General features: G+C 73.6%; 20 protein-coding genes and 1 riboswitch. Of the genes, 10 read left to right on the top strand and 10 right to left on the bottom strand.

The window, feature by feature from the left end; all coding sequences use genetic code 11:
- The first annotated feature begins 1 nt into the window (after position 1).
- From ACCP09_RS15455 to ACCP09_RS15440, 4 genes are all read left to right on the top strand, one after another.
- Positions 2-763, top strand: coding sequence for a 3-hydroxyacyl-CoA dehydrogenase (locus ACCP09_RS15455; protein WP_433747233.1), 762 nt, complete (start codon positions 2-4; stop codon positions 761-763).
- A 79-nt stretch (positions 764-842) separates the two neighbouring features.
- Positions 843-1,490, top strand: coding sequence for a TetR/AcrR family transcriptional regulator (locus tag ACCP09_RS15450; RefSeq protein WP_123682526.1), 648 nt, complete (start codon positions 843-845; stop codon positions 1,488-1,490).
- Positions 1,487-2,530: an enoyl-CoA hydratase/isomerase family protein gene (locus tag ACCP09_RS15445; RefSeq protein ID WP_433747231.1), complete on the top strand. Its 1,044-nt coding sequence runs from the start codon at positions 1,487-1,489 to the stop codon at positions 2,528-2,530. Before ACCP09_RS15450 ends, ACCP09_RS15445 begins: the two co-directional genes overlap by 4 nt.
- Before the next feature lie 26 nt (positions 2,531-2,556).
- The gene (locus ACCP09_RS15440; protein WP_431909087.1) at positions 2,557-3,690 is read left to right on the top strand and encodes a winged helix DNA-binding domain-containing protein; all 1,134 of its coding nucleotides are present in this window, start codon (positions 2,557-2,559) and stop codon (positions 3,688-3,690) included.
- 2 nt (positions 3,691-3,692) lie between these two features.
- On the opposite strand, the gene ACCP09_RS15435 is transcribed toward ACCP09_RS15440, so the two are convergent.
- From ACCP09_RS15435 to ACCP09_RS15425, 3 genes are all read right to left on the bottom strand, one after another.
- Positions 3,693-4,700, bottom strand: coding sequence for a zinc-dependent alcohol dehydrogenase (locus ACCP09_RS15435; protein WP_433747228.1), 1,008 nt, complete (start codon positions 4,698-4,700; stop codon positions 3,693-3,695).
- Positions 4,701-4,959: 259 nt separating this feature from the next.
- A complete protein-coding gene (locus tag ACCP09_RS15430; protein ID WP_433747224.1) occupies positions 4,960-5,085 on the bottom strand; it encodes a hypothetical protein in 126 nt (41 codons plus the stop codon).
- A 21-nt stretch (positions 5,086-5,106) separates the two neighbouring features.
- Positions 5,107-5,613, bottom strand: coding sequence for a zinc-binding dehydrogenase (locus ACCP09_RS15425; protein WP_433747221.1), 507 nt, complete (start codon positions 5,611-5,613; stop codon positions 5,107-5,109).
- A gap of 87 nt (positions 5,614-5,700) precedes the next feature.
- A riboswitch (S-adenosyl-L-homocysteine riboswitch) is annotated at positions 5,701-5,778 on the top strand.
- Positions 5,779-5,793: 15 nt separating this feature from the next.
- On the opposite strand from ACCP09_RS15425, the gene metH reads away from it, so the two are divergent.
- From metH to ACCP09_RS15400, 5 genes are all read left to right on the top strand, one after another.
- Entirely contained in the window at positions 5,794-9,402 is a 3,609-nt protein-coding gene (gene metH / locus ACCP09_RS15420) for a methionine synthase (protein ID WP_433747218.1), read from the top strand.
- A complete protein-coding gene (locus tag ACCP09_RS15415; RefSeq protein ID WP_433747215.1) occupies positions 9,399-10,268 on the top strand; it encodes a hypothetical protein in 870 nt (289 codons plus the stop codon). Before metH ends, ACCP09_RS15415 begins: the two co-directional genes overlap by 4 nt.
- A 68-nt stretch (positions 10,269-10,336) precedes the next feature.
- A complete protein-coding gene (locus tag ACCP09_RS15410) occupies positions 10,337-10,804 on the top strand; it encodes a DUF6292 family protein (RefSeq protein WP_027930534.1) in 468 nt (155 codons plus the stop codon).
- Positions 10,805-10,934: 130 nt separating this feature from the next.
- Positions 10,935-12,113: a 4-hydroxybenzoate 3-monooxygenase gene (locus ACCP09_RS15405; protein WP_433747212.1), complete on the top strand. Its 1,179-nt coding sequence runs from the start codon at positions 10,935-10,937 to the stop codon at positions 12,111-12,113.
- A gap of 104 nt (positions 12,114-12,217) precedes the next feature.
- On the top strand, positions 12,218-13,732 hold the full coding sequence (locus ACCP09_RS15400) for a sigma-70 family RNA polymerase sigma factor (protein WP_433747209.1): 1,515 nt from the start codon (positions 12,218-12,220) through the stop codon (positions 13,730-13,732).
- Positions 13,733-14,232: 500 nt separating this feature from the next.
- On the opposite strand, the gene ACCP09_RS15395 is transcribed toward ACCP09_RS15400, so the two are convergent.
- The 6 genes from ACCP09_RS15395 to ACCP09_RS15370 form a co-directional block, all read right to left on the bottom strand.
- Positions 14,233-14,586: an STAS domain-containing protein gene (locus tag ACCP09_RS15395; protein ID WP_431909187.1), complete on the bottom strand. Its 354-nt coding sequence runs from the start codon at positions 14,584-14,586 to the stop codon at positions 14,233-14,235.
- Entirely contained in the window at positions 14,583-15,662 is a 1,080-nt protein-coding gene (locus tag ACCP09_RS15390) for a cobalamin B12-binding domain-containing protein (RefSeq protein ID WP_433747205.1), read from the bottom strand. Before ACCP09_RS15390 ends, ACCP09_RS15395 begins: the two co-directional genes overlap by 4 nt.
- Before the next feature lie 8 nt (positions 15,663-15,670).
- A complete protein-coding gene (locus ACCP09_RS15385) occupies positions 15,671-17,338 on the bottom strand; it encodes a PP2C family protein-serine/threonine phosphatase (protein WP_433747202.1) in 1,668 nt (555 codons plus the stop codon).
- A 79-nt stretch (positions 17,339-17,417) separates the two neighbouring features.
- On the bottom strand, positions 17,418-18,617 hold the full coding sequence (locus tag ACCP09_RS15380; RefSeq protein ID WP_123682516.1) for an ROK family protein: 1,200 nt from the start codon (positions 18,615-18,617) through the stop codon (positions 17,418-17,420).
- Between the two features lie 48 nt (positions 18,618-18,665).
- Positions 18,666-19,844: a xylose isomerase gene (xylA, locus tag ACCP09_RS15375; protein ID WP_433747198.1), complete on the bottom strand. Its 1,179-nt coding sequence runs from the start codon at positions 19,842-19,844 to the stop codon at positions 18,666-18,668.
- 107 nt (positions 19,845-19,951) lie between these two features.
- On the bottom strand, positions 19,952-21,058 hold the full coding sequence (locus ACCP09_RS15370; protein WP_123682514.1) for an ABC transporter ATP-binding protein: 1,107 nt from the start codon (positions 21,056-21,058) through the stop codon (positions 19,952-19,954).
- Between the two features lie 105 nt (positions 21,059-21,163).
- On the opposite strand from ACCP09_RS15370, the gene ACCP09_RS15365 reads away from it, so the two are divergent.
- Positions 21,164-22,306 carry an ROK family transcriptional regulator gene (locus tag ACCP09_RS15365; RefSeq protein ID WP_433747298.1) on the top strand — a complete coding sequence of 381 codons (1,143 nt, stop codon included), beginning with the start codon at positions 21,164-21,166 and terminating at the stop codon, positions 22,304-22,306.
- Positions 22,307-22,416: 110 nt separating this feature from the next.
- On the opposite strand, the gene ACCP09_RS15360 is transcribed toward ACCP09_RS15365, so the two are convergent.
- Complete coding sequence (locus tag ACCP09_RS15360) at positions 22,417-23,403, bottom strand: NAD(P)-dependent alcohol dehydrogenase (RefSeq protein ID WP_433747194.1); 987 nt, start codon at positions 23,401-23,403, stop codon at positions 22,417-22,419.
- Positions 23,404-23,423: the final 20 nt, after the last annotated feature.

Here is a 23,423-nt window from a genome sequence, read left to right as displayed (position 1 = left end):
CATGGAGGTCGGCAACGCGGTCGCGCTGGTGACCGGTGGCGCGTCGGGGCTCGGGCTGGCGACGGTCAGGGAGCTGCACGGCAAGGGCGCGAAGGTCGTCATCGTGGATCTGCCCTCGTCGCAGGGTGAGGCGGTGGCCAAGGAACTGGGCGACGGGGTGGTGTTCGCCGCGGCCGACGTGACCGACGAGGCCCAGGTGTCCGCGGCGCTGGACGCGGCGGAGGCGCTGGGCACGTTGCGGATCGCGGTGAACTGCGCGGGCATCGGCAACGCGCACAAGACCGTGGGCAAGCAGGGTCCCTTCCCGCTGGACGGGTTCGCCAAGGTCATCAACGTCAACCTGGTCGGCACGTTCAACGTGATCCGGCTGGCCGCGGAACGCATCGCCAAGACCGAGCCGGTGGGTGAGGAGCGCGGCGTCATCATCAACACCGCGTCCGTGGCCGCCTTCGACGGGCAGATCGGGCAGGCCGCCTACTCGGCGTCCAAGGGCGGCATCGTCGGGATGACGCTGCCGATCGCGCGGGATCTGGCGAGCCTGCAGATCCGGGTGGTGACGATCGCGCCCGGCCTGTTCCACACGCCGCTGTTCGCGACCCTGCCGGAGGAGGCGATCGCCTCCCTGGGCGCGCAGGTCCCGCACCCCTCGCGGCTGGGCGATCCGACCGAGTTCGCGGCGCTGGCCCGGCACATCGTGGAGAACCCGATGCTCAACGGCGAGACCATCCGGCTCGACGGCGCCATCCGCATGGCCCCGCGCTGACCCGGCACGCGGCGGCGGCGCCCCGGCCCGCCGCCGCGTCCCGTTATCGTTTTCCGGTGACTTCTTCGATGGGCTGGACATGACGCGACCCGCGGGCGCGTGGCGGGAGTACGGACCGCTCGAACTGACCCCGATCCTGGCGGCCGCCCTGGAAGCCTTCTACGAGCAGGGCTTCCACGGCACCCCCGTGCGGGACATCGCGCGGCGGGTCGGCCAGACGGTGCCCGCGCTGTACTACCACCACGAGAACAAGGAGGGCGTGTTCACCGCGCTCGTCGAGGAGGCCACGAGCGACCTCGACTGGCGGGTGCGGCAGGCCGTCGAGGAAGCAGGCGAGCGGCCGGACCTGCAGCTGGTCAACGCCGTCGAGGCGATCGTGCTGCACATGGCGCACCGCACCCGGCTCGCCGCGCTGGACTTCGAGCTGCGGCACCTGTCCCCGGCCAACCGCAAGCGGTACGCCGCGCGGCGCAAGGAGATCGAGGTCCTCGTCACGCGGATCGTCTCCGACGGGGTGGCCGAGGGGCTGTTCGTCGCGAAGCGGCCCGCTGAGACCGCGCGGGCGCTGCTGGGCATGCTCCAGTCCATCGGCCGCTGGTACCACCCGGACGGCGGCCCGCTGTCGCCGGACGAGCTGGCCGAGCGCTACGTCGACATCGCGCTGATGACCGTCGGCGTGCGCAAGCGGCCCGCGGCCCGGGCACGCCGGAAGGCCCGCTCGGCATGACCGTGGAGATCGCCGCGCTCGCCGACGGCGCCGCGCATGACCCGCTCCTGGACGACGCCGGTCAGGTGCGGCGGCCGCTGGTCGTGGTCGACCTCGACGAGCCCGTGCCCGCCGACGTCGTCGAAGCCGCCGCGCGGGCGGCCCGGACGTCCGAACGGATCCTGGTCGGGGTCGCCTGCCGTGCGGTCGACGACGAGCGCTGGGCGCTGGCCGACGCCCTCGACCTGACGTTCGCGGCCGCCGGCTGCGGCAGCGGCCCCCAGTTCGCGGCGAGCGACGACCCGGCGGGCGACGCCGAGGTGCTGCGGCAGGCGGCCGAGGCGAACCCGCAGGCCGCGCTGGTGCTGAGCCAGGTGCTGCGGGCGAGCGGCCGCCTGGACGTCGGCGCGGCGCTGGACGTCGAGTCGTTCGCCTACTCGACGCTGCTCGGCGGGCCGGAGTTCGCGCGGTGGCTGGGCGATCGCGGGAACCGGCCGCTGCCCCCGCCCGCGACCGAACCGCCGGTGCTCCTGGCTCGCGACGGCGACATGCTCCGCGTGACGCTCAACCGGCCCGACCGTCGCAACGCGTACGGCCGCGAGCTTCGGGACGCGCTCACCGACGCCCTGCGGGCCGCCGCGGCGGAGGACTGCCGGGTGGTGCTCGACGGGGCCGGTCCGGCGTTCTGCTCGGGCGGCGACCTCGACGAGTTCGGCACCACCCCGGACCTGGTCACCGCACACTTCGTCCGCACCAGGGCCGGTGCCGCGCGGGCGCTGCACGCGATCGCCGGGCGCGCGGAGGTGCGCGTGCATGGGGCGTGCGTCGGCGCGGGCATCGAGCTGGCGGCGTTCGCGGGCCGCGTGGTGGCGCATCCGAACACCGTGTTCCGGCTGCCGGAGGTCGCAATGGGCCTGATCCCCGGCGCGGGCGGCACGGTGAGCGTGCCGCGCCGGATCGGCCGGTGGCGCACGCTGTGGCCCGCGTTGTCCGGGCGGCCCCTGATCGCCGTGACTGCGCTCGACTGGGGCCTGGTCGACGCCATCGAGGACGGATTCTGACCGCTTTGCGGCCTAGCGTTCCGATCATGACCGACCGTGTTTCGTGGACCGCCGTCCAAGCCCGCCGGCTCGACCGGCACTTCCTGTCCCGCCCCGGGGCGAGCCCGGCGGACGTCGTCGCCGCGATGTGCGGCGCGCACGCCCAGGTCCGCACCGCCGCGGAGATGTCGGTCGCCCTGCGCACCGGCGGCACCACGGACGACGTCCGCGATGCGGTGGCCGACCACACGCTGATCCGCACCTTCGGCCCACGCGGCACTGTGCACCTGCTGCCTGCCGACGACCTGGCGTTGTGGACCGGTGCGCTTCCCGCGGTCCCACAACGTTCGACCATGCCGTCCGCGGTGCGGCTCACCGACGAGCAGACCGACCGGATCGTCGAGGCCGTCGCGGACGCGCTCGCCGGCGCCGAACTGACCGCCGACGAACTCACCGAGGCGCTCGTCGACCGTGTCGGTTCGTGGGCGGGAGACCTCGTCATGCCGGCGTTTCAGGGGTTCTGGCCGCGCTGGCGCCAGGCATTGGCGACGGCGGCGCACCGCGGCGCGCTGTGCTTCGGCCGCGACCGCGGGCGGCAGGTCACCTACACCAGCCCGCGCCGGTGGCTGCCCGGGTTCCGGCCCGCGGAGACCGAAACCGCGCTGACCGGCGTGCTCGCCCGGTACCTGCACGCCTACGGGCCGGCCACGCCCCAGCACTTCGCGCGCTGGCTGTCCGCTCCGGTGGAGTGGGCGTCGGCGTTGTTCGCCCGCAGCGCCCTGCGTCCGGTCGATCTCGACGGCGAGCGCATGTGGCTGAACGCCGACGACACGCTGCCGGGTAGGCGGACACCGCCCGCGCTGCGGCTGCTGCCGCTGTTCGACGCCCACGTCGTTGGCAGCTTCCCGCGGGAACTGCTCTTCCCCGGCGTGGCCGCGCACCGGTGCCTCGCCCGCGGGCAGGCCGGCAACTTCCCGGTGCTGCTCGTCGACGGCGTGGCCGGCGGGCTGTGGCACCAGCGCCGCTCCGGCCGGGCGGTCCACCTCACCGTCGAACCGTTCACGACGCTGAGCGCCGCGCACCGGCGCGAGCTGGACGAACAGGTGGCCCGGCTGGGGGAGGTCCTCGGCCGGGAGCCGCGGCTGACGATCGGCCCGGTGACGGTCGGCGCGCACGCCTGAGGTCAGCGGCGGGGGTCGACGTGGATCTTCGGCGCCCCGCCGGCGGGCCGGTCACCGGCGAGCACCGCGGCCACCTCGCCGAGGCCGACGGTGGCGGCGACCAGCGGCACCGGGTCGACCGCGCCGCTCGCGTACTGCTCGATCGTGCCGGCCAGGCCGGGGGAGGCCGAGAGCACGCCGACCGCGGTGACGTCCTTCAACGCCAGCAGGCGCGTGTCGAGCAGGCTCGGCCGCCCGGCCAGGCCGATGTAAACGACCCGGCCGCCCGGCTCGACCAGTTCCACCGCCCTGGCAGGCAGTTCCGGCGCCCCGGACGCGTCGATCACGGCGTCGAACGGCAGCTCCGGCAAGCGGTCCGGGGACCAGGCGTTCCGGAAACCGAGCGAGCGGGCGAACTCCAGCGACGCGGCGGTGGCGCCCAGCAGGTGCACCTCCGCGCCGGCCGCGCGGGCGAACATCGCGCACAGCAGGCCGATCGTGCCAGGGCCGAGGACGAGGACCCGGTCGCCGGGCCGCGGATCCGCGCCTCGCACCGCCCGCAGCGCGTTGCCGCCCGGCTCGACCATCGCGCCCGCGGCCGCCCCGACCGCGTCCGGCAGCGGGTGCAGCGCGGTCACCGGCACGGCGAGGCGCTCGGCCAGCGCGCCCGGCCGCCCACCGCGAATCCCGATCTCGGTGCGGGTCTCGCACAGGTGCTGGCGGCCGCCGCGGCACCGGCGGCAGGCGCGGCAGCCGAGCATCGTGTCACCGGTGACCCGCCTGCCCAGCCAGGCCGGGTCGACGCCGTCGCCGGATTCCACGACCGTGCCGCACCACTCGTGGCCCAGCCGCATGGGATGCCGGGCGTGCCCGTCGTGGAGGTAAGGCATGCTGCCGTCGAAGAACTCCGCGTCCGTGCCGCAGATCCCGGCCCGCGCCACGGCGACGACGACCTCGCCCGGCGCGGCGGACGGCGGCTCGACCTCGACCACGGCGCCCGCGCCGGGAGCGGTGACCACGAACGCGCGCATGGCCCGAGCGTAGCGGGAAAGATCCACTGTGGACGGCAATGGGCACAAAGTCCTCACTTTGAGGACTTCCGCCTTGCCCGGAACGGTCTTCCCGGGCGCATACTGGAGGAGCACGTGCGGGTGCTCGGGGCACCGCACGGCGGGGAAAGCGGGTTCCGTCGGGGGATGGTGCCCGCGGGAGGTCGATGCCCGGCCGGTCGGGGCCACTGGGCAGGCGGTCTCCGACGGCGGGCCGGCTTGGGGAAGCCGGCCCGCCGTTCTACGTTCCGGGTCGGTTCTCGATCGGGCCGGCTGCCACGAGCGCCTTGCCAACCTTGTCGCCGGACAGCATCCGCGCCCAGCCATCGAGCGTGTTCTCCAGCCCTGGCGTGACGTCGAAGACCATCCGCAGCGCGCCCCGCTCGTATCAGGGGAGCAGCCGGCGGTTCAGGTCCGGCCCGTGGTGGTAGAAGTCGGGGGAGAAGAAGCCGGTCATGGTGAGCCACTTCATCAGGATCTGGTCGAACCGCGCCGGGCCCGGCGCCGGCTCGTCGCGGTCGTACACGCTCAGCAGCCCGCACGCGGCGACCCGGCCGAACAGCGCCATGTTCCCCAGCGCGGCGTCCAGCACCGCTCCGCCGACGTGGTCGAAGTAGACGTCGATGCCGTCCGGGCACACCTCGCGCAGGGCCTCGCCGAGGTCGCCAGTGGTGCGGTCGACCGCCGCGTCGAACCCGAGCTCACGCAGCCAGGCGCCCTTCTCCGGCGAGCCGGTGATGCCGACGACCCGGCAGCCGTGCTGCTTGGCGAGCGCCCCGGTGACCCCCGAGGCCGCCGAGACGACGAAGGTCTCGCCCGGCTTCGCGGCCCCGTACCTCCCCGGTCGTGCTGTTCGTTCGTGTCGGGAGCAGGAACAGGAGCCCGCGCGAGGCATTGGGCGACCTCCTCACCTTCGGCCGGTTGCGTCCACATCGCGGGAACGGTTTTGGTGCCGCCGCGGGGCGTCCAGTACTGTGTTCGCCAGGCCGAGAGGCGCTGCAACGGACCCAGGTCCGCCACGCTCGGCCCCCGTGAACCGCAACAAGGGCGCCTCCCGACAGTTGGGAGGGCGCCGGTGGACACGACGAAGGCTCTGCGGGAAATCCTGAGCGACCGGGTGGCCGTCCTCGACGGCGCCTGGGGCACGATGCTGCAGGGCGCGGGCCTCACCCCGGCCGACTACCGCGGCGACCTGATCGGCGACCATCCGCAGGACGTCACCGGCGACCCGGACCTGCTCAACCTCACGCGCCCCGACCTGATCCTCGACGTGCACCGGCAGTATCTCGCCGCGGGCGCGGACATCACCACGACCAACACGTTCACCGCGACCAGCATCGGCCAGGCAGACTACGGCCTGCAGCACCTCGTCCGCGAGATGAACGTGCGCGGCGCCCAGCTGGCCCGCCAGGCCGCCGACGAAGCAGGCGGCAGGTTCGTCGCCGGCTCGATCGGGCCGCTCAACGTCACCCTGTCCCTCTCGCCGAAGGTCGACGAGCCGGCTTACCGCGCGGTCACCTTCGACGAGGTCCGCGACGCCTACGCCGAGCAGATCGCCGCGCTCGCCGAGGGCGGCGTCGACCTGCTGCTCATCGAGACGATCTTCGACACCCTCAACGCGAAGGCCGCCATCGCCGCGGCCCGCGAGGTCGCCCCGCACCTGCCGCTGTGGATCTCGGTGACGATCGTCGACCTGTCCGGGCGCACCTTGTCCGGCCAGACCGTCGAGGCGTTCTGGAGCGCGATCGAGCACGCCCGCCCGCTGGTCGTGGGTGTGAACTGCTCGCTGGGCGCCGAGGAGATGCGCCCGCACGTCGAACAGCTCTCCCGGCTGGCGGGCACCTACGTCGCCTGCCACCCCAACGCCGGCCTGCCCAACGCGTTCGGCGGCTACGACCAGACGCCGGACGAGACAGCCCGCATGCTGGGCGAGTTCGCCGGCAGCGGCATGGTCAACATCGTCGGCGGCTGCTGCGGCACCGGCCCCGAGCACATCGCCAAGATCGCCCAGGCGGTCTCCGGCGCGGCTCCGCGCGAGGTGCCGCCGCCGCGCACCCACACCCGGTTCAGCGGGCTGGAGCCGTTCGAGATCGGCGCCGACACCGGGTTCGTGATGATCGGCGAGCGCACCAACGTCACCGGCTCGGCCAAGTTCCGGCGGCTGATCGAGTCCGGCGACTACCAGGCCGCCGTCGACGTCGCGCTGGACCAGGTCCGCGGCGGCGCCAACCTGCTCGACGTCAACATGGACGCCGACCTGCTCGACTCCGAGCACGCGATGACGACGTTCCTCAACCTGATCGCCACCGAGCCGGAGGTGGCCCGCATCCCGATCATGGTCGACAGCTCGCGGTGGAGCGTGCTGGAGGCCGGGCTCAAGTGCGTGCAGGGCAAGGGCGTGGTCAACTCGATCAGCCTCAAGGAGGGCGAGGAGCAGTTCCTGCGCCAGGCCCGCCGAATCCGCGACTACGGCGCCGGTGTCGTCGTGATGGCCTTCGACGAGAAGGGCCAGGCCGACACCACCGAGCGCAAGGTGGAGATCTGCGCCCGCGCCTACGACCTGCTCACGCGCGAGGCCGGGTTCCCGCCCGAGGACATCGTCTTCGACCCCAACGTGCTGGCCGTCGCCACCGGCATCGCCGAGCACAACGGCTACGCCAAGGCGTTCATCGAAGCGCTGCCGCTGATCAAGCAGCGCTGCCCGGGCGCGCGCACCAGCGGCGGCATCTCGAACCTGTCGTTCTCCTTCCGCGGCAACGACGTCGTGCGCGAGGCGATGCACTCGGCGTTCCTGTTCCACGCGGTGCGCGCCGGCCTGGACATGGGCATCGTGAACGCCGGCCAGCTCACCGTCTACGAGGACATCCCCGCCGACCTGCTGGAACTGGTCGAGGACGTGTTGTTCGACCGGCGCGAGGACGCCACCGACCGGCTGGTGGAGTTCGCCGAGACGGTCCGCGGCCAGGGCCGCAAGCGGGTGGTGGACCTGTCGTGGCGCGAGGCTCCGGTGGCGGAGCGGCTGCGGCACGCGCTGGTGCACGGCATCGTCGACTACATCGAGGACGACACCGAAGAGGCGCGGCAGAACTTCGCGCGGCCACTGGAGGTCATCGAGGGTCCGCTGATGGACGGCATGAAGACCGTCGGCGACCTGTTCGGCTCGGGCAAGATGTTCCTGCCGCAGGTGGTCAAGAGCGCGCGCGTGATGAAGCGGTCGGTGGCCTACCTCGAGCCGTTCATGGAGGCGGAGAAGGAGGAGCTGCGCCGGTCCGGGCAGGTGAGCACCGAGCGCGGCCAGGGCAAGATCGTGCTGGCCACCGTGAAGGGCGACGTGCACGACATCGGCAAGAACATCGTCGGCGTCGTGCTGGGCTGCAACAACTACGAGGTGATCGACCTCGGCGTGATGGTGCCCGCGGCGAAGATCCTGGACACCGCGGTCGCCGAGAACGCCGACGCGATCGGCCTGTCCGGGCTGATCACGCCGTCGCTGGACGAGATGGTGTCGGTCGCGACGGAGATGCAGCGGCGCGGGCTGAAGATCCCGCTGCTGATCGGGGGCGCGACCACGTCCCGGCAGCACACGGCGGTGCGGATCGCGCCGGCGTACGACCACACGACGGTGCACGTGCTGGACGCGTCGCGGGTCGTCGGGGTGGTGTCGGACCTGCTCGACCCCGACCGCGCGGCGGCGCTGGACACGGCGAACCGCGCGGAGCAGGAGCGGTTGCGTGAGCAGCACGCGGGCAAGCAACGCCGCCCGATGCTCACGCTGGAGCAGGCGCGGGCCAACCCGGAGCGGGTGTCCTTCGACGACCTGCCCGTGCCGTCGTTCACCGGGGTGCGCGCGGTGTCGCCGGGGTTGCCCGCGCTGCGCGAGATGATCGACTGGCAGTTCCTGTTCCTCGCGTGGGAGCTGAAGGGCAAGTACCCGGCGATCCTGGAGCAGCCGGTGGCGCGCGAGCTGTTCGACGACGCGAACGCGCTGCTCGACGAGATCGTCGCGAACGAGCTCCTGGAGGCCCGCGGTGCCTACGGCTTCTGGCCCGCGCACAGCGAGGGCGACGACATCGTGCTGGAAAACGGGGTGCGCTTCCCGATGCTGCGCCAGCAGACGTCCAAACCGGACGGTCGCGCGAACCGCTGCCTCGCCGACTACGTGGCGCCTGCGGGGGACCACCTCGGCGGGTTCGCGGTGACCGTGCACGGGGCCGAGGAGCTGGCGCGCCACTACGAGTCCCAGAACGACGACTACCGGGCGATCATGGTGAAGGCGCTGGCCGACCGCCTGGCCGAGGCGTTCGCCGAGTCCATCCACCTGGAGGCGCGGCGGGAGTGGTTCGAGCCGGACGCGCAGCCGTCGCTGGCGGACCTGCACGCCGAGCGGTTCCGCGGGATCCGGCCCGCGCTCGGCTACCCGGCGAGCCCGGACCACAGCCAGAAGCGGGAGCTGTTCGACCTGCTCCAGGCGTCGGACCTGGGCCTCGGGTTGACGGAGTCGTTCGCGATGACCCCGGCGGCCAGCGTGAGCGGGCTGATCTTCGCCCACCCGGAGTCCCGGTACTTCACCGTGGGCCGCCTCGGACGCGACCAGGTGACCGACTACGCCCGGCGACGCGGACTGCCGCAGCCGGAAATCGAGAAGTGGTTGCGCCCCAACCTGGACTACGATCCCGCGGAGTGACGATCTCCGAGGAGCTCCGTGACACCGATGTGGTCGCGGAGCTCCAGTTGTGGTTCCCGGCGCCCAGCCTCGGCGATGCCGTGACGGCCTGCCAGCACTTGATCGCGGCGCTGGGAGCGTGGCGGTTTTCGATCGGGCCGGCCAACAGCGATCCGCCGGGACCGTACGACGCCCGGCTGCTGATCCGGTCCCGATCCCGGGACGGCGAAAGCGGGATCCAGGCGATCCGGCGGGTGGCGCTCGGGCACCTGGAGGTGATCGGGCTGGACCCGGCGCTGCTGGAGGTCACCGAGATCGGCGGGCAGCCCTTCGGCCGCGTCTACCGCGCCGAGTTGCCGGACGGCACGTTCGCGACGATGTTCGTCAAGCGTGGGCAGGACCCGTTCGGCACCGAGCCGGAGGAGATCGAGGTCGAAGAGCTCGAACCGCTCGGCCCGGAGGGCGGGTTCGACGAGGACGAGATCCGTGAACTGATGGAGCTGGCGCACGCTGCCACCAGCACGCGGGTCGTGATCGTCGCGGAAATATCCGGCGCGGACGGGATCGATGCGCGGGACATGGTGCGCGGGCTGGCCGGCGAGCTCCGGCGGCACACGTTCCCGTCGGAGGAGGACATCGAGGTCAGCGAGCCGCGGCGGCGGCCGAGCGGCACGGTCGAGGTCGCCGCGCTCGTGGGTGGCACCGAGTGGGAGGCGTTCGAGGCCGTGGAGGCCGCTGCCCGGGCGCTGCGGAGCTTCACCTGGCTCGAGCCCACCACGGTCGACGATCCCCATCGCGGGGACCACTTCGCCGTCGAGGCGGTTCCGCAGGCGCAGTTCGTCCGGCTGGAGGTTCACGCGGCGACGGGACTCGGCGTGGTCGGTTGAGGGTTTTGGTCACCCGGTCAGGTGGTAGTCCGCCCGCACGGCCGACTACTCACTCAACGGGGCGTGAGATGCATCTGGAATACGAGCACGCGGCGGCCTCCGGGCTGCGTCGTTACGTCAACACCGTCGCCGAGGAGCTGGGCTGCAGCGGCGAGGCCTACTACGCCCACCTGGACCCGCCGCCGGCGTACGCCTACCTCGCGCTCGACGACCGGCTGCGCGACCACCCCGCCCAGGACACGGCCCTGGTGTGGAACGAGCACGACGGCTGGGCGGTGGCGATCGAGACCACGGCCGGGCACGAGCTGAGCGTGGTCCGCTACTACGGGACCGACCTGCTGCCGCCGCCTCCCGAGGTCGCCCGGTTCGTGGCCGAGGTCTTCGAGGGCCGCGCCCCCGACGCGGCGCCCGTGGGCACCACCGACGGCGCCGCGGTCCGCCAGCACCTGGCCACCTACGCGATCCCGTACCAGGATCGGCCTGCGCAGCGGCCCGGACGGCCCGTCGAGCGGTCGCGCCGCGGCCCGGCCCGCTGATCCAGGCGGCACCCCACCGCGGCCGGCGCCTGAGCGCGCCGAGACCACCATCCACGTCCTCCCCGGAAACCGTTGCAGCGCCGGGCACTTTCCGGCACACTGCCGCAATCGCACCACCTGGGGAGGAATCGTGGTCGCGCGCACCGGGGTCGTCGTCGTGGGGGCCGGGCCCGCCGGGCTCGGCCTCGCCAACGTGTTGCGGGACAGGGGAATCGGCTGCGTGGTGCTCGAGGAGCAGACCCGCGCCTTCATCGAGGCCCGCCCGCGCGCCGGGTTCATCGAGGAGTGGGCGGTGCGCGCGCTCGACGAGCGCGGCCTGGCCGACAAGCTGTTGTCCACCGCGCCGAGCCAGGGCCGCTTCGAGTTCCGGTTCGAAAACGGCCGCCACCCCTTCTCCTACGAGCAGTGGGCCGGCCAGCGGCACTTCGTCTACCCGCAGCAGCTCCTCGTCACCGACCTGGTCGCGCACTACGCCGACAAGGGTGGCGACATCGAGTTCGGGGTCCGGGACGTGGCCGTGCACGACATCGAATCGGCCAAGCCCGCGGTCACCTTCACCGCAGCCGACGGCACCGCCCGCCGTCTCGGCTGCGACTTCATCGCTGGCTGCGACGGCGCGCAGGGCGTCACGCGGCGTCACCTCGCAGGCAACCTGCTGACCCACGACTACGGCATCGGCTGGCTGGCGCTGCTCGCCGAGGCGCCGCCCAGCGCCGACGGCGTGCTGTTCGGCATCCACCCCCGCGGGTTCGCCGCGCACATGGCGCGCACCCCCACCGTCACCCGCTTCTACCTGCAGTGCCCGCCGGGCGACTCCGAGGACAACTGGCCGCACGAGCGCGTCTGGTCCGAGCTGCACCAGCGGCTGGGGGTGCCGGACGGTCCGCTCGTCGAGGGCGAGCTGATCGAGAAACGCGTCCTCGACATGCACAACTACGTCCACGAGCCGATGTCCCGCGGCAGGCTGTTCCTGGCAGGCGAGTCGGCGCACCTGGTCGCCCCGATCGCGGCGAAGGGCCTCAACCTCGCCCTGCACGACGCGTTCCACCTGGCCGAGGCGATCGAGGCCCACTACGGCGGCGACGACGGCCCGCTGGCCCGCTACTCGGACACCTGCCTGGCCCGCGTGTGGCAGTACCAGGAGTTCTCGCAGTGGCTGTCGGACATCTTCCACAGCTCCACCGTCGACCCGCCGGCCGACCCGTTCCGCGCCCGGCTGGCGCAGGCCCGGCTGCGCCGTCTGCTCGGGTCGCCCGCCGCGGCGGCCTCGTTCAGCGAGATATACATCGGCAAGGCCGCGGATTTCTGACCAATCCCGTGCGGTGATCCACGCGGCATGGCAGGCTGCCCCGTAACGAAACTCGCGAGTGCGGAGTCTCCTCGGGCAAAGGCGCCCGGGCGACGAGGAGGACCATGGCGGGGGACACGGACGTCGATGCCGACCTGATCGAGGCGGTCCGCGCGGGCGACCTGCTCGCCTACGACCGTCTCTTCCGGCGGCACCTGCCCGCGGCGCGCCGGGTGGCGTCGATGATGTGGCGGGACCGGTCCGAGGTGGACGACCTGGTCGCCGAATCGTTCCTGCGGGTGCTCGCGGCGATTCGCGACGGCGCGGGTCCGGCCGAGCGGTTCCGCCCCTACCTGCTCGTGACGCTGCGGAACCTGGCGATGGACTGGGGGCGCCGCCGCGAGCGGTGCGACCCGTGGGCCGTAACCCGCGACGAAGGCGCGCCCGGCGTCGAGGAGATCGTGATCGACCGGCTCACCGGCCAGGTGGCGCTCTCGGCGTTCGAAACCCTGCCGCCACGCTGGCGGTATGTGCTGTGGCACACCGAGATGCTGGGCACCCGGCCCGCGGCGCTGGCCGCGGAGCTGGGCATGACCGCCAACGGGGTCGCCGCGCTGGCGGTGCGTGCTCGTGAGGGGCTGCGGCAGGCGTTCCTGCAGGCCCACGTGCCCGCGGCGCGCGCCGAGGACTGCCGCAGCGTGCGGCGGCGGCTGGGGGCGTGGACGCGCGGGAAGGTGACCGCGCGGCAGGGCCGGGCGGTGTCGGCGCACCTCGCCGGCTGCCCCAAGTGCCACCGGGTCGCCGCGGTGCTGGAGACCGTCAACGGCGGGCTGCCCGCGCTGGCGTTGCTGCCGCTGCTCGGACGGCTGCTGGGTGGCGGCGGGGCGCCCGCGGCGTCGATGGCCGCCGGTGGCGGGGTGACGGCGATCTCGAAGATGGCCGCCGCGGTCACGCTCGCGGCGGTCGCGGCCGTTGCCGGACCTGCGGTGGTGCCCGACCGGGCGGTTGCGCCGAAGACCCTGGCCGCGGCCCCGGTGCGGCCTGTCGCGCCGGACGTCGCCGCTGTGGCTCCTCAGGTCCGCGTCCCCGGCACGGTCGGCGCCGCGCTCGCGGAGAGCGGGGCGAAGGACGGCCGCCCGAAGGGCAACGGTCCCGCGAACGGCAAGGGTTCTGCGACCGGTGACGGTGCTGCGACCGGCAAGGGCACTGCGAACGGTAATGGCGTCGCGACCGGCAAGGGTGCTGCGACCGGCAAGGGTTCTGCGAACGGTAGCGGTGCTGCGACCGGCAAGGGCACTGCGAACGGTAACGGCGCCGCGGCCGGTAACGGCATTGCGGCCGGCAAGGGTTCTGCGAACGGTGACGGCATTGCGACCGGCAACGCCGGGGCCAACGGAAACGCCGAGGCCAGGGGCGCCGCGGGAGCCAGGAGCAGCGCCGGGGCCAAGGGCAATGGCGAGGTCAAGGGCAAGGGCGCGGTGATGAGCGCGACCGGCCAGGCCAAGGCCGCCGCGCCGAAGGCGGCCAAGCCGCAACCCGCGAAGCTGGAACGCCCCGAGCCGAAGGCGGCCAAGCCGAAACCCCCGAAGCTGGAACGCCCCGAGCCGGAGGCGAATCCCGGCGACTCCCCGCGGAAGTGAGGGCCCACCAGCCACCCACTCGGCTGCTCGCGCAGCGGGACTTGTCCGAGTAACTCGCAGGTGGTGCCTGTGGTTGCGGGTGCGTTGCTTGCGCAGCAGGACCTGTTCGAGAAGCTCGCGGTGGCGGTGCTCGTGGTTGCGGGTGCGTTGCTTGCGCAGCGGGACTTGTCCGAGTAACTCGCGGGTGGCGGTGCCCGTGGTTGCGGGTGCGCGGCTCGCGCAGCGAGACTTTCGAGAAACTCGCGGGTGGCGGCGCCACGGTCGCCGGTGCGTTGCTTGCGCGGCGGGACTTGTCCGAGAAGCTCGCGGTGGCGGCGGCCCGTGGTTGCCGGTGCGGGGCTCGCGCAGCGAGAGCCTGTTCGGGGGGCCCGGGCGGAGGTAGCCGGCTCGCTCGCGGAGCCACTCCGGCTCAAGCGGTGCCGCGGCACTGCCGCCACCACCAGCCATGGTCCGCGCACCCGATCTGCCCCGGCTCGAGGCGCAGGAACCGAACCCCGGGGCTAGTCGGGATCCCCCTGGCCGTCCTTCCGCGCCGGGGCGGTCAGGTAGTCCAGCGTGCGCGTCATGTCGAGCAGCCGCTCCAGCACCGGCGGCCGGTCGTCCAGGTGCAGGTTCGCCCCGGCGCCCTGCACCCGCCGCGCGATCATCAGCAGCGTGGACAGCCCGTAGGAGTCGCAGAAGTCCAGCGACCCGAAGTGGAGCCGGACGTCGCGCAGGCCCGGGGCCAGCCGGGCGGTCACCTCGCTCAGCAGGTCGTCGCCGCTGCGGTAGTCCAGGTCCCCGGCGAGGACACCGCGCAGCGTCCGGGCGTCGGGGGTGGTCCAGCTCGTCGTCAGCGGCCGCGGTTCGGTCATCCCGGCCCGCCCCGGCCGGTCCCGAGGTGGCCGGACAACTCCGCCCGCGCCTCCGCCAGCAGCGCGGTCGCCCTGGGGAAGTCCCGCAGCTCACCGGCCAGCAGGTCCAGCGCCGGAATCAGCGAGCCCGGCGGCACCCCGCGCGCGGCCAGGATGTCGGCGGTCCAGGCCAGGAACGCGGTGAACAGCGAGGCGTCGCCGGTGTAGAGCGCGGTCGACAGGAAATCGACGATGTGCGCCAGGTCCTCGATGGTGTACTGGCGCTGCAGCTCGGTGTACTCGCGCGTCGCGGGCAGGCGCTGTTCGAGCCCGGCGTACACCGCGCGCACCAGCTGCGGCGAGCTGCGGCGGACCAGCGTGTACTCCTGGTCGGCCAGGTGCGGCAGGTCGTCGATGGGCTGGTGCGGGGCGTGCGGCCGGGTCAGCGGGTCGTCCGCGAGCCGGTCCGCGGCGGCGCGCGCGTCGGGCGCCCACGCCTCCGCGCCCAGCAGCCGCGCCCACCGGCCGTCCGGGCCGAACGCGGCGCCGCCGGCGATCACCGGCACCCCGGCGGCCTGGCACGCGCTGATCGTGGCGTGCGCGGCCGGCAGCCGGGTGGGCAGCGAACCGGACAGCGCGACCGCCTCCGGCCCGGTGCGGTGCAGGTGCGTGATCAGGTGCGGGGTGGGCACCTGCGCGCCCAGGTAATCGACCCGGAACCCGCGCAGCGTCAGCACTTCGGCCAGCAGCCGCGCGGGCAGCGCGTGCCATTCACCGTCCACACAGGACACCGTGATGCGCCCGCGGGTCACCCGGGGCCGCGGCGTCTCGCGGACGAGGTGGACGATCGCCCGCTCGTTGATCGCCGTCGCCGCGTGCTCCTGCGCGACGCTGATCCGGTTGGCCGCCCACTCGTGCCCGACCCGGCGCTGCACCGCGCCGATGACGTCCAGCAGCACGGCCTCCGTCCCGACGCCGCTGTGCCGCGCGGCCAGCACCGCCTCGGTGGCCGCGTACTCGTCGCCGTCGAGGACGGCGTCCCACAGCCGCTCGGCGTGGTCCGTGGTGTTCGCGGGCTGTGTCACGGTCTTGTTCATGCTGCTACCTACGATGATCCGGGACCGCGCACGGCGGTCAGGTGCCGCTCGCGCGGGGCGGTGATGGCGAGCAGGGCCATGTCGTCGTGCAGTCCGGCGCCCACCCATTCGCTCGCGAGCATCTGCACGCGCTCGACGACCGCCTCGGCGGGCATCCCGGCGCACTCGCCGAGCGCGCGGCGCAGCCGGGCCTCCCCGAACATCTCGCCGCCGAGCGGGCCGCCCCGCGCCTCGGTGATGCCGTCGGTGTAGAGCAGGCAGGTCTCGCCGGGGGCCAGCACGATGTCCTGACCGGACACCTCGATCTCCGGCAGCACCCCGATCAGGCTGCCGCGGCAGACGACCTCTTCGACCGTCCCGTCGGCGCGGACGACCAGCGGCGGCAGGTGCCCGGCGCTGGTGACCCGCAACCGGACCTCCTGGCCGTGCCGGCACGCCGAGACCAGCGCCAGCGTGGCGAACCGCGTGTGGTGCGAACTGAGCAGCGACGAGTTCAGCAGGCGGAGCATGCGGCCGTGGTCGTCCGCCATCGGCAGCAGCGCGTGCAGCGTGTTGCGGATCTTGCCGGTGAGCACGGCGGCCTCGAGCCCCTTGCCGCACACGTCGCCGAGCAGGGCCAGCGACTCGCCTTCCCCGAGGGGGTGGACGTCGTAGAAGTCGCCGCCGAGCCGGTCGGTGTCCTGGGCCGGACGGTACCCGCCGGCGAACTCGACCCCGCCGATCTGCTCCAGCACCGGCGGCAGGAGCTCTTCGGTGAGGACCTCGGTGATCGAGCTCTGCTGTTCGAACAGGCGCGCCGCGGACATCGCCGCGCCGGAGCGGGCGGCGAACAGGCGCGCGAACACCTCCTCGTCCTCGGTGAAGGCGTGGTGTTCGGTGCGGCGCAGCAGGATCAGCGCGCCCGCCGGCACCCCGTGGCCGGGCAGCGGGGTCACCACGACCGAGCCGACCCGGCCGAACCCCTCCGGCACGATCCACGTCGGGGCCTGGGCCGGGTCGATCCAGCGTGACGGCACCGGCGGGAACCCCTGCAGCGCCTCGGCCAGCCCGGGCAGCTCGTCCGGGTCGATCTCGAGGGTCAGCGGGCACGGCCGCGCACCGCGCACGCAGACGACGGCGGAGTAGCGGCCGCGCGTGCCCGGCGCGACGATCCAGGCCGCGTCGGCGAGGTGGCCCGCGGACAGTTCGGCGGCCACCTCCATGGTGCGGGGCACGTTGAGCGACCCGAGCAGCGCGTCCGAGGCCGCGCTGAGGAAGGCGGTGCGTTCCCGTTCCCGGCGCAGCGCCTCGCGCGCCGCGTGGAGCTCGGTGGTCTCCACGAGCCACCACATCACCGGCCCGTCCGGCTGCCGGACCGGGTGCGCGTCGAAGGTCCGGTCGTCGACCCGGCCCGCCGCGACGGCAGGTCCGGCCGCGTGGGCGGCGCACAACCAGGCCGAGACGCAGTCGGCGAGCAAACGCCCGGGACGCAGCGCGGGGAACAGCAGACGGGCGGCTTCGTTGGCCGCGTGGACGGTGCCGTCCGGGGCGGCGAGCAGGGCGGGGTGCGGCGCACCGTCCCAGCCCGCGTCGATCCCGGCGGGGGAGGCGGAGACGAGACGGTCGGATTCAGTCAAGACGTGGGCGCCGGCGTGCCCGCTCCCTTCGAACGTGGTCGGGGTGAGATGCCTCGGCATCAGCTTCCCCCAGCGCGCCGGACGGGAGCAAACCGGGTCGGTGATCAACCGGGGCCGGCCGGTCCCGAACCCGCGCCGGTCACGGCAGCCAGCGGGCCGGGTCGGTGAGGACCCCGGCCAGTTCCCGGTACGCGGCGCCGGTCGCGCCGGGGGCGGGGATGTTCTTCGCCGCGTGGATCGCGGGCGGGGTCCACCGCGCGGACAGCACGCGTTCCCGCAGGCGGCTCTCCAGCTCCGGCCGCAGCAGGTCCGCCACCTGCGCCAGGTGCCCGCCGAGCACCACCGTCGGGATGTCCAGCACGTTGATCACCCCGGCCAGCGCCACGCCGAGCGCCTGTGCCGCCGCGGTCACCGCCTCCCGCGCCCGCGCGTCGCCCGCGGCGGCGAGTTCCGCCAGGTGCGCCGGGGTCGACGCGGGTGTCAGGCCGGCGGCGGCGAGCAGCGCGTCCCGGCCGGCGTAGGTCTCCAGGCAACCCGTCGACCCGCAGCGGCAGGCCGGGCCGGCCGGGTCGACGCACACGTGGCCGATCTCGCCCGCCCACCCGTGCCGCCCGGCCATCACCTCGCCACCGACGACGGCCGCGCCGCCGATGCCGATCTCGCCCGACAGGTACACGAAGTCCGGGAACGGGCCCGGCCGCCCCGGCGCGACCTCGGCGACCGTGCGGGCCGCGAGGCTGGCCTCGTTGCCCACCCGCAGCGGCAACCCGGCCACCGCGGCCGGGTCGAGCAGCTCCGCGGGCCGCACGCCGGACCAGCCGAGGTTCGGCGCGCGCAGCAGCGTGCCGGTGGCGGCCGCGACGATGCCGGGCAGCGCCAGGCCCGCCCCGACCAGCCGCAGGCCTTCGGGCAGCCCGGCCAGCACCCTCGCGGACAGCGCGCCCAGCCGGTCCAGGGTCGCTTCCGGATCGCTTTCCACCAGGTCGGCGTACTCCAGCGACTCGGCGACCACGCGGCCCCGCAGGTCGACCACCCGCACGGCGAGGAACCCGGCGTTGACCTGCAGCCCGACCGCGGCCAGCCGGGAGCCGGGCACCAGGGGAGTGGCCGGACGGCCGCGCCTGCCGCCGCCGTCCGGCTCGATCTCGCCGAGCACCCCGCCCGCGACCAGCTCGTCGGCCAGCCGCGTGGCGGTGGTGCGGGTCATCGAGGTCGCCGCCGCCACGTCCGCCCGCGACAACGGCCGGGCGGACGCGCACACGGTGCGCGCCACCAGCGCCAGGTTGCTCGCCCGCAGGCTGGACTGGCGGGCGCTCGTCTGCTGATCGAGGGCGGTCACGGCGGCGATCCTAACGGCGCACTGATTTCGTCCAGCCGATGGACGAAATCAGCCGATCAGGTGCTCGAGCGCGAGCTGCTGCAGCTGGACGAACCCGTAGTCGCGCTGGGCCGCCTTCTCCGGGTCGAAGCCGTCGTCGGCGGCCAGGAAGTCCGCCACCGACTCGCCCGCGCCCAGCGTCGGCTCGGCCAGTTCGAGGACCCCCGCCCGGTCCCACGCCTCGCGGACGCGCGGGTCCTCGCGGAAGGCCTTCGCCTTCTCCGCCAGCATCAGGTACGTCGACATGCACGCCCGCGCCGAGTCCCAGATGCCGTCCATGTATTCGGTGCGCGAGGGCTTGTAGTCGAAGTGCCGCGGGCCGGTGTAGCGGGGCGCGTCCGGGGAGCCCGGGAAGCCGTTCTCCAGCAGGTCCACCGTGAAGAACGCGGAGATCAGGTCGCCGTGGCCGAACGCCAGGTCCTGGTCGTACTTGAGGCCGCGCTGGCCGTTGAGGTCGATGTGGAACAGCTTGCCGCTCCACAGTGCCTGGCCCAGCGCGTGCGTGTAGTTGAGGTTGGCCATCTGCTCGTGCCCGGTCTCCGGGTTGAGGCCGACGATGTCGCCGTGCTCCAGCTGCGCGATCAGCGCCAGCGCGTGGCCGACGGTGGGCAGGAAGATGTCGCCGCGCGGCTCGTTCGGCTTGGGTTCCAGGCCGATCCGCAGGCCGTAGCCCTGCGACTTGATGTAGTCGGCGACGGTGTCCAGGCCCTCCTTGTAGCGCTCGAACGCGGCGTGGATGTCCTTGGAGCCGTCGTACTCGGAGCCTTCGCGGCCACCCCACATGACGAAGGTGCTCGCGCCCATCTCGGCGGCGATGTCGACCGCCTGCAGCACCTTGCGCAGGCCGAAGCGGCGCACGCCGCGGTCGTTGGAGGTCAGGCCGCCGTCCTTGAACACCGGGTGGCTGAAGGTGTTGGTGGTGACCATCTCGATCACCAGGCCCGCCTTGTCGGCGGCGTCCTTGAGCCGTCCGGTGAGCCGCTGCTTCGTGGCCAGGTCGGCGTCGAAGGGGAAGACGTCGTTGTCGTGGAAGGTGATGCCCCACGCGCCCAGCTCGGCGAGCTTGTCGGAGTACTCCCACGGGTCGAGCGCCGGGCGGCTCGGGCCGCCGAAGGGGTCCGTGCCGGTCCAGCCCACGGTCCACAGGCCGAACGAGAACTTGTCCTCAGGGGTCGGTTGGCGCGCCATCGCAGCTCCTCTGGGTTTTGTTTTCCGGAGTAACTTATTCGCGAGGGGTGCGGACAGTCAAGGGGCCGGTGGCGGATCCGCCACCGGCCCCTCGTGGTGTCGTCGGGTCAGTCGGCGGAGGGCAGCCGCTCGCCCGTCTCGGGGTGGAAGGCGTGCACCTCGTCGGCGTCGCCGACCGCGATCTGGACGGTCTCGCCCAGCTGCGGCGGGCGGCGGCCGTCGGCGCGGACCACGAACCGCTCCACGCGGTCGCCGATCTTCACGCCGCCGTGGATGTAGGCGTCCGCGCCCAGCTCCTCGACCAGTTCGACGGTCAGCTTCGCCGCCTGCTCACCCGCGCCGGCCAGGCGCAGCGACTCCGGCCGCAGGCCCAGCGTCACCGACTCCACCCCGGCCGAGCGCGCCGCGGCGAGCGTCGCGCGGGGGAGCGGCACGGTCAGCCCGTCGAGCTGGGCGCCGTCCGGGGTGAGGGCGACCGTCTTGAGGTTCATCGCGGGCGAGCCGATGAAGCCGGCCACGAAAGCGTTGCGCGGGCGTTCGTACAGGTTGCGCGGGGTGTCGCACTGCTGGAGCTTGCCGTCCTTGAGCACCGCGACGCGGTGGCCCATCGTCATGGCCTCGACCTGGTCGTGCGTCACGTAGATGGTGGTGGTGCCCAGGCGCTTCTGCAGCGCGGCGATGTTGGCGCGGGTCTCCACGCGCAGCTTCGCGTCCAGGTTGGACAGCGGCTCGTCCATCAGGAACACGGCGGGCTCGCGGACGATCGCGCGGCCCATGGCGACGCGCTGGCGCTGACCGCCGGAAAGCGCTTTCGGCTTCCGGTCCAGGTACGGGGTCAGGTCGAGCAGGGCGGCGGCCTCGCGCACCCGCTCGGCGATCTTGGCCTTGGAAACCCGCTTGAGCTTGAGCGCGAAGCCCATGTTCTCGGCGACGGTCATGTGCGGGTAGAGCGCGTAGGACTGGAACACCATCGCGATGTCGCGGTCCTTCGGCGGGACGGCGGTGACGTCCTTGCCGTCGATGTGGATGGCGCCCTCGTCGACGTCCTCCAGGCCGGCCAGCATCCGCAGGGCGGTCGACTTGCCCGAGCCCGACGGGCCGACCAGAACCAGGAACTCGCCGTCGGCGATGTCGAGATCGAGGCTGTCCACGGCCCGGACCGGCGGGTTGCCGGGGTAGAGCCGCGACGCCTGCCGGTAGCTGACCTCAGCCATGGGGACCGCCCTTCGCGTCACGTCGTCGTACCCGGACTGTCTATCCGGGCGGCCGCGGTGCTGGCCAGAGTTCGTCAATTCACTAAACTGACGAATGTGGAGGCGATGGGCGCGCAGGCGATGCGGCGGCACAACGTCGCGCTGGTCATGGAGCTGATCGCCAGGGACGCGCCGGTGTCGCGGGTCGAGCTGGCGCAGCGGACGGGGCTGACGAAGGCGACGGTGTCCAGCCTGGTGGCGGAGCTGACCGGGGCCGAGCTGGTGCGGGACCTCGGGCCGGAGCCGGGCCGGGCGCCGGGCCGTCCGGCGGGGCGGCTGGTGCTCGATCCGTACGGGCCGGTGGCGCTGGGGCTGCAGTTCGGGTCCGGGCACATCGCCGGGGTGATCCTGGACCTGTCGGGGCGGCCGCTCGCGCGGGAGCTGCGGCGGTTCGACGTGGCCGGGGCCGGTGCGGCGGAGGGTGCGCGCGCGGCGCGGCCGGTGCTGCGGCGGCTGTTCGACGAGGCGACCACGGCCGGGCGGCTGGTGGCCGGGGTGGGGGTCGCGGTCGGCGGGCTGGTGTCGCGTGGACTGGTGACGGCGTTGCCCCTGGGGTGGCGCGGGGTCGACGTGCGGGCGCTGGTGGCGGGGGAGTTGCGGGCGCTGGACCTGCACGGGCTGGACGTGCTGGTGGCCGGCGAGGTGGCGTGCGCGGCGCTGGCCGAGTATCAGGCCGGGGCGGCGCGGGACTGGTGGTACCTCGGCGGCGAGGAGGTGATCGGGCTCGCGCCGCTGAACCCGGCGGCCGAACTGGCCGGCGACCTGGGGCACGTCCCGGTGCGGCGCCGTGGTGAGGTGTGCGCCTGTGGCGGGCGGGGGTGCCTGGAGCTGTACGCGGGCCGCGCCGGGATGGCGGCGTCGGCGGGCGTGGCGGATGGGGGCGTGGCCCGGCTGCTGGGGGTGGAGGAGCCGCTGGTGGGGCGGGTGCGCGCGGCGGACCCGGCGGCGCTGCGGGCGGTGGACCGGGCGAGCGAGGCGATGGCCGACGCGCTCGTCGGGGTGCGCGCGTTGCTCGCCCCGGAGACGATCGTGCTGGGTGGTCGGCTCGCGGCCTTCGGGGAGCCCTTCCGGCAGCGCGTGGTGGAGCGGCTCGCGCCCGGGCTGACCCTGCGCCAGGCGAAACTGGGCGCCGACGCGGCCCTCCGCGGCGCGGCGGGCAGTGTGATCGCTCGGGTGGTGGCGGACCCGCTGAGCTGGATCGAGGGCTGACCGTCCCCGTTGCTGTTCGGCGCCGCGAGACGTGGCGGCGCGGGAAGCGGTACCCCCGCCGGGGGGGAAAGGTGGTGGCGCGACGTGGTGTGCGGCGCGGCCGGCGGCCGTCAGAGCGTGATCACCACCTTCGCCCGCGCGTGTTCGGTCTCCAGGTAGCGGATCGCCTCCGCCGTCTTCTCCAGCGGGAAGTCCCGGTCGATCACCGGCTCCACGCGGCCCGCCTCGATCAGTTCGGTCAGGGACGTGAGCAGCGCCCGGTTCGACGAGCCGGAGAAGTCCGCGATCCGCTGCCGGGTGAACCGGGACGCGAGCCGTCCGCGGATGATCAGGCCCATCGGGCCGAACACGCTGCCGCCGCGGGAGACGCCTCCGCCAGAGAGCAGGAGCGTGCCCTCCGGTGTCAGGACCCGGCGCAGGTCCGCGAGCGAGCGGTTCCCGACGAGGTCCAGCACCAGCTCGTAGCGGTTCATGCCCCGAGCGAAGTCCTCGCGCGTGTAGTCGACGACGTGGTCCGCCCCGAGCGAGGTCACCAGTTCGACGTTGCGCGTGCTGCACACCGCGGTCACCGTCGCGCCCAGCGCCTTCGCGATCTGCACCGCGAACGTGCCCACCCCGCCGGACGCGCCGTTGACCAGGACGTGCTGTCCCGCCCGCAACCGCCCGGCGTCGCGCAGCCCGACGAGCGCGGTGCTGCCGGCGAGCGGCACCGCGGCGGCCTGCTCGAAGGTGAGCTTCGCCGGCTTGGGCGCCAGCCGTTCCGCGGGCACGCACACGTACTCGGCGAAGGCGCCGTCGGACTCGCCGGTGTCGCCGTACACCTCGTCGCCGGGGGACAGGCCCGTGACGCCGTCCCCCACCGCGTCGACGACGCCGGCCAGGTCCCGGCCCCGGATGCGGAACCGCGGGCCGCGCAAGGAACGCGCGGTGAGGCGGAGGACGTAGGGATCGCCGCGCATGATGTGCCAGTCGTAGGCGTTGACCGCGGCCGCGCGCACGCGGACGAGGACCTCACCGGACGAGGGCCGCGGCTGGGCGGTTTCCCGCAGGGAAAGCGTGTCGGGTGAGCCGTACCGGTCCTGGACGATCGCCTTCATCGGAAGCCTCCGTGTCGTGG

It is taken from the genome of Amycolatopsis sp. 3B14 (genome assembly GCF_050958625.1).
Lineage (GTDB): Bacteria > Actinomycetota > Actinomycetes > Mycobacteriales > Pseudonocardiaceae > Amycolatopsis_E > Amycolatopsis_E thermoflava.
The sequence above is the reverse complement of the archived record's forward strand: the minus strand, read 5'-3'. Positions and strand labels throughout refer to the sequence as shown.